This is a genomic window from Candidatus Pelagibacter ubique HTCC1062, from assembly GCF_000012345.1.
GTDB classification, from domain to species: Bacteria; Pseudomonadota; Alphaproteobacteria; order Pelagibacterales; family Pelagibacteraceae; genus Pelagibacter; species Pelagibacter ubiqueversans.
Genome location: NC_007205.1, coordinates 139409 through 149860, shown reverse-complemented (window position 1 = coordinate 149860; position 10452 = coordinate 139409). Strand labels below are relative to the sequence as shown.

Annotated in this window: 13 protein-coding genes; 7 read left to right on the top strand and 6 right to left on the bottom strand. The window is 31.9% G+C overall.

All coding sequences use genetic code 11. From position 1 onward, the window contains the following. Nucleotides 1–2: 2 nt before the first annotated feature. On the top strand, nucleotides 3–407 hold the full coding sequence (locus SAR11_RS00735) for a DUF2721 domain-containing protein (protein ID WP_011281502.1): 405 nt from the start codon (nucleotides 3–5) through the stop codon (nucleotides 405–407). Here SAR11_RS00735 and SAR11_RS00730 read toward each other — a convergent pair. From SAR11_RS00730 to SAR11_RS00710, 5 genes are all read right to left on the bottom strand, one after another. Next, complete coding sequence (locus SAR11_RS00730) at nucleotides 404–1378, bottom strand: quinone oxidoreductase family protein (RefSeq protein WP_006997765.1); 975 nt, start codon at nucleotides 1376–1378, stop codon at nucleotides 404–406. The genes SAR11_RS00735 and SAR11_RS00730 overlap by 4 nt on opposite strands. Next, a complete protein-coding gene (locus SAR11_RS00725) occupies nucleotides 1378–2217 on the bottom strand; it encodes a pirin family protein (RefSeq protein ID WP_006997766.1) in 840 nt (279 codons plus the stop codon). The genes SAR11_RS00730 and SAR11_RS00725 overlap by 1 nt, the downstream gene beginning before the upstream one ends. A 9-nt stretch (nucleotides 2218–2226) precedes the next feature. Then, complete coding sequence (locus SAR11_RS00720; RefSeq protein WP_011281501.1) at nucleotides 2227–3765, bottom strand: glutamate synthase-related protein; 1539 nt, start codon at nucleotides 3763–3765, stop codon at nucleotides 2227–2229. Nucleotides 3766–3861: 96 nt separating this feature from the next. Further along, nucleotides 3862–4272, bottom strand: coding sequence for a DoxX family protein (locus SAR11_RS00715; RefSeq protein WP_018413556.1), 411 nt, complete (start codon nucleotides 4270–4272; stop codon nucleotides 3862–3864). Then, a complete protein-coding gene (locus SAR11_RS00710) occupies nucleotides 4272–4508 on the bottom strand; it encodes a CDGSH iron-sulfur domain-containing protein (RefSeq protein WP_006997769.1) in 237 nt (78 codons plus the stop codon). The genes SAR11_RS00715 and SAR11_RS00710 overlap by 1 nt, the downstream gene beginning before the upstream one ends. A gap of 94 nt (nucleotides 4509–4602) precedes the next feature. Here SAR11_RS00710 and SAR11_RS00705 point away from each other — a divergent pair, with 94 nt between their 5' ends. Beyond that, on the top strand, nucleotides 4603–4962 hold the full coding sequence (locus SAR11_RS00705) for a winged helix-turn-helix transcriptional regulator (RefSeq protein WP_006997770.1): 360 nt from the start codon (nucleotides 4603–4605) through the stop codon (nucleotides 4960–4962). Here SAR11_RS00705 and SAR11_RS00700 read toward each other — a convergent pair. Continuing rightward, entirely contained in the window at nucleotides 4955–5617 is a 663-nt protein-coding gene (locus SAR11_RS00700) for a haloacid dehalogenase type II (RefSeq protein WP_011281499.1), read from the bottom strand. The two genes, SAR11_RS00705 and SAR11_RS00700, sit on opposite strands and share 8 nt — an antisense overlap. 17 nt (nucleotides 5618–5634) lie before the next feature. Between SAR11_RS00700 and SAR11_RS00695 the strand changes: the two genes are divergently transcribed. The 5 genes from SAR11_RS00695 (at nucleotide 5635) to SAR11_RS00670 (ending at nucleotide 10452) form a co-directional block, all read left to right on the top strand. Next, nucleotides 5635–6336 (top strand): RsmE family RNA methyltransferase, encoded by a 702-nt coding sequence (locus tag SAR11_RS00695; protein WP_011281498.1) that lies wholly within the window; start codon nucleotides 5635–5637, stop codon nucleotides 6334–6336. Between the two features lie 61 nt (nucleotides 6337–6397). Beyond that, nucleotides 6398–7213 carry a cytochrome c oxidase subunit II gene (gene coxB, locus SAR11_RS00690; RefSeq protein ID WP_011281497.1) on the top strand — a complete coding sequence of 272 codons (816 nt, stop codon included), beginning with the start codon at nucleotides 6398–6400 and terminating at the stop codon, nucleotides 7211–7213. 2 nt (nucleotides 7214–7215) lie between these two features. Continuing rightward, entirely contained in the window at nucleotides 7216–8850 is a 1635-nt protein-coding gene (gene ctaD, locus SAR11_RS00685) for a cytochrome c oxidase subunit I (RefSeq protein WP_011281496.1), read from the top strand. A 32-nt stretch (nucleotides 8851–8882) separates the two neighbouring features. Then, nucleotides 8883–9794, top strand: a complete 912-nt coding sequence (gene cyoE / locus SAR11_RS00680; RefSeq protein WP_011281495.1) for a heme o synthase — start codon at nucleotides 8883–8885, stop codon at nucleotides 9792–9794. A gap of 121 nt (nucleotides 9795–9915) precedes the next feature. After that, a complete protein-coding gene (locus SAR11_RS00670; protein WP_011281494.1) occupies nucleotides 9916–10452 on the top strand; it encodes a cytochrome c oxidase assembly protein in 537 nt (178 codons plus the stop codon).

Sequence of the window (10452 nt, the reverse complement as noted above, 5' to 3'; positions counted from 1 at the left end):
GTATGAATATAGATTACACAGTTACAGCATTGATGTTTCCGGCCATTCCTTTATTGATGAGCGTATATAGCAACAGATTTCATTCTTTGAGCAAGCTTATTAGGCAGCTTCATGATGAACATGTGTATGAAAATCATATTCCTCCTGAGTGGAAAAAACAGTTTATAAATTTAAGTGGAAGAATTGTTCTTTTAAAATGGACTATTATGTTTGCTGCATTTGGTTTCTTATTTAATATGTTGACTGTGTTTGCCCTTTATTTGAATGAAATTTTTGCTGCAAGATTAATCTTTGGATCTTGTTGTTTATCGATGATGATTTCAATTGTTGTTTTTATGAGAGAAATTCAAGTATCAACAAATGCATTAAAATTGCATATGTCTGATATGGATGTTAATTTAGATTAATTAGGAATAATAACTGCAGGACCGGTTAATAGTCTTGCTTCTAATTCTTCATGAGCTTTTTTAGCATCATCAAGTGAGTATTTTTTTGAAATTTCAACTTTAAATTTTCCAGACAAAATTGCATCAAAAACTTTTTTAGCTGACTCAACTAATTCTTCCCTTGTCATTGTATAATGTGCAATAGAAGGACGAGTAAAAAATAATCCTTTTGCATTAATATGTTTTTTAACATCTATCGTATCAACGTAACCTGATGCGTTACCAAAAGCGACCATCATACCTCTAACCTTTAAGGTTTCAATTGATCCATCGAATGTTTTAATACCAACACCATCATAGACAACATCAACTCCATTTTTACCTGCAATTTTTTCCACCTCTTCAACAAAGTTTGTATCAGTATAATTTATTACATGATGACAACCATTTTTTTTAGCAATAGCTTCTTTTTCTTTAGAGCCAACAGTTCCAATAACTTCAGCTCCTAATGCATTAGCCCACTGGCATAATATTTGGCCAACACCACCAGCTGCTGCGTGGTATAATACTTTGTCACCTTTTTTAATTGGATAAGCTCTGTGTAATAAATATTCAGCAGTAATCCCTTTAAGCATAATACAAGATGCTATTTCATCAGAGATACCCTCTGGAACTAAAACTAATTTTTCTTGAGGAAACAATTGTTTTTCTGAATAACTTCCAATTGGCATTGAAGAGTGAGCCACTCTATCTCCAACTTTAAACAGATCAACTTCTGAACCAACTTCTTCAATTATTCCACATGCCTCTAGGCCAATTCCACTTGGAAGAGGAATAGGATACAAACCTGTTCGGTGATAAACGTCAATATAGTTAAGTCCAATTGATAAATTTTTTATCACAACTTCTTTTGGACCTGGTTTACCAATTTCAATATCTTTAACTTCTAAGACTTCAGGACCACCAAATCTTTCTATTTTAATAGTTTTCATTATTTTACAAATGTATCATTATGATAATCTTGAACTGCTTGCAAGATCTCTGCTTTAGTATTCATTACAAATGGACCCCCTCTAGCAATAGGCTCACCAATTGGCTTTCCAGATATCAATAAAAACTTGGCTTTAGTTAAGCTAGATACTTTTAATTTTTCACCTCTAGTTAGAATAATTAAAGTAGAATCTTTAACGGCATCATGATCTTGATTGCCAACTTTAATTTCACCCTCAACTAAATATATTAATGAATTGTGAGTTGAGGGAAGATCAAAATTAAATTCTTTTCCTTTTTCAAGCTCTACATCAAAATAAACAGGTTCAACATTGTGACCTTTAACAGGTCCTTCTGCATCTTGAAATTTTCCAGCAATCACTTTGACAGTTTTATCATCATCTTTATGAGTGCTCATTTTATCTGCATCAATATAAATATATTCAGGTTTAGTCATTTTCAATTTAGCAGGCATGTTTACCCATAATTGAAATCCATGAAGCTTACCTTCTTTCATTGCAGGCATTTCTGAATGAATGATACCACTTCCAGTTTTCATCCACTGAACATCTCCAGCAGTCATTATTCCTTCGCCACCTGTACTGTCTTTATGTTCAAAGTCGCCAGCAAGCATATATGTTACTGTTTCAATTCCTCTGTGAGGATGAGGAGGGAAACCACCAATGTAATCATCTTTATTTTCAGAACCAAATTCATCCAACATTAAAAAGGGATCGTGGTAATCAATAAGGTGAGTGCCAATACTTCTTTTTAATTTAACACCAGCACCATCTGACGCTGCAACTGGTTCTATAATTTTTTCTACTTCAATATTACTCATTTCTATCCTCTATTTATTGTTTTGCTTATTATTTATAATTCCACCAAATGACACACCAGATAGTTCGCTCATTTCCTTCTTCCAAGTTGTTAAATCATTTATAGAAAGTTTATTAAGATGATCATGTCCGCATGCTCTTGCTAATATCTTCATTAGATCTACAGATGCATTAAAAAATCTAGTTAATCTTGCAGAAGATTCGTCAATATTTAATTTTTTTCTAAGTTCTGGTCTTTGAGTGGCAATACCAGCGGGGCAATTATTTGTATTACACATTCTAGCACCAACGCATCCTATTGCTTGCATGGCTGAGTTAGAGATTGCAATACCATCTGCTCCAAGAGCAAGTGCTTTTACAAAATCTGCAGAAGTTCTTAATCCACCTGTTACAATTAATGATACATGGTCATAACCTTTTTTATCTAAATAATTTCTAGCTCTTGCTAAGGCTGGAATTGTGGGAACAGAAATATTATCTCTAAATATTAAAGGAGCAGCCCCAGTTCCACCACCACGCCCATCAAGAATAATATAATCAGCACTAGCACTTACGGCAAATTCAATGTCATCTTCTATATGTTGAGCAGATAATTTAAATCCTATTGGAATACCACCAGTTAACTCTCTAACTCTGTTTGAGAATTTTAAAAAATCATCAACTGTTGTCAGGTCTTTGAAAGTAGAAGGGGAGATAGCATCTTCACCTTCTGGAATTTGTCTTACCTCAGATATTTTACCTTTAACTTTGTTCCCTGGTAAATGTCCACCTGTTCCAGTTTTTGCAGCTTGACCACCTTTAAAATGAAAAGCTTGAATATTTTTTAACTTATCTTCTGAATAACCAAATTTAGCAGAAGCAAGTTCATAAAAATACTTTGAATTATTTTTTTGCTCTTCTAAAAGCATTCCACCTTCTCCGGAGCAAATTCCTGTACCAGCTCCCTCAGCACCTTTTGCTAGAGCAATTTTTGCCTCCTCTGATAGCGCACCAAAGCTCATGTCAGATACAAAAATTGGAATCTTTAACGTTAGAGGTTTATTTGAGTTTTTACCTATAATTATATCTGTCTCAACTTTATCATTATCTAGAAGAGGTTTTTTTGCTAGTTGGGCTGTAAGTATTTGAATATCTTCCCACTTTGGCAAGTCTTTTGAGGGAACACCCATTGCTCCCATTTCTCCATGATGACCAAGTTTTGTTAAGCCATTTTTTGCAAGCTCATGAATGTATGCAAGATGTGGCTCTTCTTCTGTACTCTTTGTTTCATTAGTGCCTGAAACTTCTTCTGATTTATTAATTTGATCAGAGGTAAAATTTTTATGCGTACCGTCACAATAAGGTTTGGTACTACTATGTTTACACATACAAAGATAAGCATCACCAGTTTCTTCAGCTTTAAAATTTATAGGCTCAAATGAAGTACCAGCATGAGACCAATCACAAAATGGTTGGTTTTTAGATTTTCCACAAGTACAAAACATGTATTCTTCATTTTGTACTAGTTCTACTTTTTTAGGTTTGTTATCTGCTATAGTTGGCTTGTCCATTAATACCCTTACTCTAATAAATTAAATCTTAAAATAATATGTAATTTTTATAAGTGTCTTAATTTAAAGCATCAAGACACTTATATATTTAGTTAATTAACGATTATTTAATTTTTTATCTAGACTGAAATCTTTTGTTTCATTAACAACTAAGAATAAAAAACCCCCAGCAAGAGCAATATTTTTCATAAAAGATATAAACTGCATTTGATCAGAAAGATTATTATGAAAAATAACCGCTGTGGCGATACAAAATATACTTAATAAAGCTGCTGAAACTTTTACTTTATATCCAATCATAATTAATATCGGTGCACCTATCTCAAGTATGATAGCTGGTATTAAAAAAATGCCAGGCACACCTAAAGACTCCATCCAACCAACTGTTCCTTCATAGTTTCCAATTTTATTAATTCCACTTAACAAAAAAATTAGAGAGATAAGTATTCTACCAGTCAGATCTAAGATATTGTTCATATTTTTAGTTCTTTTACTTGCTTTAATCATTACTTACTGTGTGAACCATCGCAAAGAGGCTGGTTGTTAGTTTGTTTACAAGCACAAAAAAATACTTTTTTTGTTTCTTCTGCTTTGTAAGCCAGAGGAGTGAATTCTGAACCTTGATGAGATCCATCACAAAATGGTTGCTTTGAACTCTTTCCACATGAACACCAGTAGTAAGATTTATCTTTCTCTACATCTACTGCAATTGGTCCGTTACCTGCGTTTTGTCCTTTAGTCATATTGATCCTTTCAATTTATTTGACTTCTATTTAGTGCTTTGGTATTAATAAAGCAATAACGCAAAGTAAACATACTAGTATACAAAAACATACCATGAAAAATTTAATAGATTGTCCAGCTGAAAGAGCCGTTTACTTTCTTGGAGGTAAATGGAAAATTAGAATTTTGTTTAGTTTGCTGCAAAGTAAAAAAATTAGATTTGGTGAGCTCAAAAAAGGATTAAAAACCATTACACAACAAATGTTATCCAAGCAGCTTAAGGAACTAGAAGGAGATGGAATAATTAATAGAAAAGTAATTCGAATAATGCCCCCAAAAGTTGAGTATTCACTTACAGAATTTGGGCTTTCGGTTATGCCTATCTTAAGATCCTTTTCAGAGTGGAATAAAAGAAATACTCGAACTATTTCAGTAAAACTAAATAAGAATTTTGAAGAAAATAGAATTAGATAATATCAAGCAATTGTTTTAAGTTCTTAACCTCATCTTCAGGTTTATAATCAAGGTTATCAAAAATATTATTATTTCTGTTTACCCAAATAGAATTGTAACCATAATTTCCACCACCAGAAACATCCCAAGTATTAGCACTTAAAAATGCGACTTCTTCTTTTTGTATTTTGTATTTTTTAATTGGCATGTCATAAACTTTTGAGTCTGGTTTATAAATTCCAACTTCTTCAATTGAAAAAATATCATCAAATATATTATCTAAATTATTACTCTTAACTAATTCATCAAGAAGTGAGGGTGTTCCATTTGAAAGAATACCTAATTTATAATTTTTTTCTTTTAATCTTTTTAAAATTTCAGGTACTTCAGGAAAAGGTGAGAGCACCTTATAAAGATTTAATAATTCATTTTTCATTGATAAATCTATTTCGTAAGCCTTCATAGATTTATCCAAACTATCTTCTGTCACCTGCCAAAAGTCTTTATGTCTATTCATTAGACTTCTGAGCCAAGTGTATTCTAATTGAGTAGTTCGCCAGTAATTTGCAAAACCTTCCCACTTATCACCAATTTTATCTTTACATTTTTCTGCTGCTGAATTGACATCAAATAAAGTGCCATATGCATCAAAAATTATTGCTTTAATATTTTTCATAAATTAACTTAACATTAATGAGTAATATTAGATTATTTTTTAAAGAAAGTTTATCACTTAATTTAACTGCTAAGCTTGATAAATCTCAATCTCACTATGTGAATAAAGTAATGAGAATCAAAGTGGGCGAGGTTTTTTCTTTATTTAATAACAGTGGAGAGTGGGAAGCAAAAATTTTAACTATTTCAAAAAGTATAGTTGAATTTAATATTACAAAACAATTAAGACAAAAAGAAAATGTAAAAGATTTGTGGTTAGCTTTTTCACCCATTAAATCAAATTATTTTAATTTTATGATTCAAAAAGCAACAGAGCTTGGTGTTACAAAATTTTTACCAATAATATTTGATAGAACAATTGTTAGAAAAATAAATAAAGAAAGATTAGAAAAAGTAATCATAGAAGCTGCTGAGCAATCTAATCGTATTAATGTTCCGCTTATTGAAGATCCCCAATCATTAAAAAGTTTTTTAAATCATGAAAAGATGGACTTAATATTCACAGATTTAAATTCTGAAAATAAAAAATTAGATTTTAATAAATTAGCTCATAATCCAACTTGTGTAATTATTGGTCCAGAGGGAGATTTTTCTGAAGAAGAAAGGGGGGAGATTCTTGCCTTTAAAGGGGTTCAGCCAATTAAAATAAACGAAAATATACTTAGATCAGAAACTGCTGTAATTTCAGCCTTATCAATTGTTAATTACCTAATTAATTGATATTTTGTCGCGAAAACTAAAGTGTAATTTTTTAAAAGACACTTTATATAGTGTGTAACAAATGAAAAAATTTTTAATAACAATTATAACTACAATGTTAATAACTAGCGCCTGGGCGGATCAGCCTAAAAACTGGCAGCTAGGCTTTCAAGATTCTGCCTCTCAAAGTATGACTGAGATTGTTAGTTTTCATAACAACATTCTCCTTCCTGTAATTATTGCTATTAGTGTTTTTGTTTTATTTCTTATGATTTATGTTTGTATAAGATTTAGAGCGTCAAAAAATCCTAACCCATCAAAAACTACTCACAATGTTGCTGTAGAGGTTTTGTGGACACTGATTCCATGTTTGATTTTAATAGTGATGGCCGTTCCATCTTTTAAAATTTTGTATAAACAAGATACTATTCCAAAAGCTGACCTAACAATTAAAGCTGTTGGTTACCAGTGGTACTGGGGCTACGAGTATCCTGATGAAAATATTATTTTTGAGTCGTATATGATTAAAGAAGCTGAATTAAAAGAAAACCAACCAAGATTACTAACTGTTGATAATGAAGTTATTGTTCCAGTTAATAAAGTGGTTAAAGTTTTAATAACAGCTAATGATGTATTGCATGCTTGGGCATTACCATCATTTGGAGTTAAGAGAGACGCAGTTCCTGGAAGAATAAACGAAACTTGGTTTAAAGCTGAAAAAGTTGGAACGTACTATGGTCAATGTTCTGAACTTTGTGGAATTGAGCATGCTTTTATGCCTATCACAGTAAAAGTTGTGACAGATGAAGAATATGCAATATGGTTAGCAGAGGCTAAAATGAAATTTGCAAAAGAGCCAATTGCAGAAAATGAATATAAAAAACTAGCGAGTAAATAAAAATGTACACAAAAACAGCATCACACGACGATCATCACACACCAACAGGTTGGAAACGTTGGGCTTACTCAACTAACCACAAAGACATTGGTACAATGTATTTAATTTTTGCAATTGTTGCAGGAATTATTGGTACAGCTTTTTCAGTATTAATGAGAATTGAATTGATGCATCCTGGTGATGGAATTTTAGGTGGCAACTATCACTTATATAATGTTTTGGTTACAGGCCATGGATTAATAATGATTTTCTTTATGGTAATGCCCGCAATGATTGGTGGATTTGGTAATTGGTTTGTCCCAATTATGATCGGTGCACCTGATATGGCTTTTCCAAGAATGAATAATATTTCATTTTGGTTATTACCAGCTTCATTTATTTTACTATTACTTTCAATATTTGTAGATGGCCCTCCAGGTCAGCAAGGTGTTGGTGGAGGATGGACTTTATATCCACCTTTATCGTCAAAAGCTGGACAACCAGGACCTGCTATGGATTTTGCTATTTTAAGCTTACACTTAGCTGGAGCTTCTTCAATTTTAGGAGCAGTTAACTTTATTACAACAATTTTAAATATGAGAACGCCAGGCATGACTTTGCATAAAATGCCTTTATTTGCTTGGTCTGTTTTAGTTACAGCATTTTTATTATTACTATCACTACCTGTTTTAGCTGGTGCTATCACAATGCTTTTAACAGATAGAAATTTTGGAACAGCATTTTTTGATGCTCAAACTGGAGGAGATCCAGTTTTATACCAACACTTATTTTGGTTCTTTGGTCACCCTGAAGTTTATATTTTAATTTTACCTGGCTTTGGAATGATCAGTCATATCGTTTCAACATTTTCTAAGAAACCTGTATTTGGATATTTAGGAATGGCTTATGCGATGGTTTCAATTGGGGTTGTTGGGTTTGTTGTTTGGGCTCACCACATGTATACGGTAGGTTTAAGTACAGACACTAAAGCATATTTTTTAGCTGCAACAATGATTATTGCGGTCCCAACAGGGATTAAAATATTTTCATGGATTGCAACAATGTGGGGTGGATCAATTTCATTTAAAACTCCCATGATGTGGGCATTAGGTTTTATATTTTTATTTACAGTAGGTGGTGTAACAGGTGTTGTTCTTGCAAATGCAGGTGTTGATACTGCAATGCATGATACTTATTATGTAGTTGCTCACTTTCATTATGTATTATCTTTAGGTGCAGTATTTGCAATCTTTGCAGGATTTTATTATTGGTTTGGTAAAATGTCTGGGTATGAGTATTCAGAATGGATGGGACAATTACATTTTTGGTTAACATTTATTGGAGTGAACTTAGTATTTTTCCCTCAACATTTTTTAGGTTTAGCTGGAATGCCAAGAAGATATGCTGATTACCCTGATGCATTTGCTGGATGGAATTATGTTTCGTCAATCGGCTCATACATAGCGGTTGCTGGCTTACTAGTATTTTTTGCTAACTTAATTTATTCTTTTTCTAAGAAAAAAGCTGCAGCTCAGAACCCTTGGGGAGAAGGAGCTACAACTCTAGAATGGACTGTACCATCACCACCAAATTTTCATACTTTTGAGGAATTACCAAAATTTGAAGATCCAGATGGTGCTGAAAAAGTATCTAGTTAATAAAGTTACAGCTTTTTCTATATTAAATATTGATGATTAACTCTAAATTAAAAAATAGAAATTTAAACCAAGTGAATGTGTTTAATTTTTCTGAATTATTCAAGCTAATGAAACCAAGGGTAATGTCTTTGGTAATCTTCACGTGTGCTGTGGGTTTGTTAATGGCGCCTTCTACAGTTTCTACAAAAGATGCAATGATTGCAATTCTTTTAGTATCAATTGGTGCAGGAGCCGCTGGTGCTCTAAATATGTGGTACGAATCTGATCTTGATGCATTAATGACAAGAACTTGCTTGAGACCAATTCCAATGGGAAAGGTTAATAAAAACCAAGCCTTAATTTTTGGAACATCACTTTCATTTTTTTCAGTAATCGCATTAGATTATTTTGCTAATACAATTTCAGCAGTATTACTGCTGTTTACAATTTTATTTTATGTTTTTGTTTATACAATCTGGTTAAAGAGAAAAACTCCACAAAACATTGTCATTGGAGGTGCTGCAGGAGCATTACCGCCAGTAATTGGATGGACTATAGCAACTAACTCATTATCTCTTGAGCCAATAACCTTTTTTCTGATTATATTTTTTTGGACACCATCGCATTTTTGGGCGTTAAGTCTTTATAAATCAGATGATTATAAAAAGGCAAAAATTCCAATGCTTCCATTAACTAATGGGATAGAGAGCACTAAAATAAATATTTTAGTTTATTCATTATTAATGTTGCCAATGGTTATTTTACCCTACGCAATAGATTTTGTTGGATTAGTATTTCTAGTACCAGCCCTAATGCTTACATTGTATTATAACATTTTATGTTTTGAGCTTTATAAGTTTAAAATAAATAAATTTAACCCCAAGAAAGCAAAAACAATATTTGGATATTCAATTTTATATTTGTTTTTGATATTCGTTATTTTTTTGATAGATAAGATATTATGATGATACCAGACAAAAAAACTAAGCGAAAAAATATTTTAACAGCAGTAGCAATAATAGGATTTATGATATTTCTGTTTTTTTTTACACTTTATAATACGGGTGTTTTTGATAGATCAATATAGTGAAAAATAAAACCTTAACTCCAATTCTTTTAGCTGGAATATTTTTTTTAATGTTAGGACTCTCATTTGCTGCAGTACCCTTGTATGATTTATTTTGTAGAGTAACTGGGTTTGGTGGAACAACACAAATATCAAGAGAAGCGCCAGATATAATTTTAAACCAAAAAGTTAGCGTTCGTTTTGATACAAATGTAAATAAACTTCCTTGGAATTTTAAAGCAAAAACAAATGTTATGGATGTTAAAATTGGTCAAGTGAACCGAATCGAATTTGAAGTTGAAAACTATGGCAATGAAACGACTTATGGAGTTGCATCTTTCAATGTTTCCCCATCATCATTTGGTAAATATTATAGCAAATTGGGATGTTTTTGTTTTGAAAAACAGGCCTTAAAAGCAGGCGAAAAGGCCACTTATATTATGACTTTTTATTTGGATCCAGAAATGGTAAATGATCCCAATACTAAAAATATTAAAGATGTAACTATGTCCTATACTTTTTTTTCATCAGATTACTATAACCAATCAAAATTATAA

Excerpts from the sequence above, each read along its gene's own strand:
- SAR11_RS00735 (WP_011281502.1), top strand. The coding sequence starts at position 3 with ATGAATATAGATTACACAGTTACAGCATTGATGTTTCCGGCCATTCCT.
- SAR11_RS00730 (WP_006997765.1), bottom strand. The coding sequence starts at position 1,378 with ATGAAAACTATTAAAATAGAAAGATTTGGTGGTCCTGAAGTCTTAGAA.
- SAR11_RS00725 (WP_006997766.1), bottom strand. The coding sequence starts at position 2,217 with ATGAGTAATATTGAAGTAGAAAAAATTATAGAACCAGTTGCAGCGTCA.
- SAR11_RS00720 (WP_011281501.1), bottom strand. The coding sequence starts at position 3,765 with ATGGACAAGCCAACTATAGCAGATAACAAACCTAAAAAAGTAGAACTA.
- SAR11_RS00715 (WP_018413556.1), bottom strand. The coding sequence starts at position 4,272 with ATGATTAAAGCAAGTAAAAGAACTAAAAATATGAACAATATCTTAGAT.
- SAR11_RS00710 (WP_006997769.1), bottom strand. The coding sequence starts at position 4,508 with ATGACTAAAGGACAAAACGCAGGTAACGGACCAATTGCAGTAGATGTA.
- SAR11_RS00705 (WP_006997770.1), top strand. The coding sequence starts at position 4,603 with ATGAAAAATTTAATAGATTGTCCAGCTGAAAGAGCCGTTTACTTTCTT.
- SAR11_RS00700 (WP_011281499.1), bottom strand. The coding sequence starts at position 5,617 with ATGAAAAATATTAAAGCAATAATTTTTGATGCATATGGCACTTTATTT.
- SAR11_RS00695 (WP_011281498.1), top strand. The coding sequence starts at position 5,635 with ATGAGTAATATTAGATTATTTTTTAAAGAAAGTTTATCACTTAATTTA.
- coxB (WP_011281497.1), top strand. The coding sequence starts at position 6,398 with ATGAAAAAATTTTTAATAACAATTATAACTACAATGTTAATAACTAGC.
- ctaD (WP_011281496.1), top strand. The coding sequence starts at position 7,216 with ATGTACACAAAAACAGCATCACACGACGATCATCACACACCAACAGGT.
- cyoE (WP_011281495.1), top strand. The coding sequence starts at position 8,883 with ATGATTAACTCTAAATTAAAAAATAGAAATTTAAACCAAGTGAATGTG.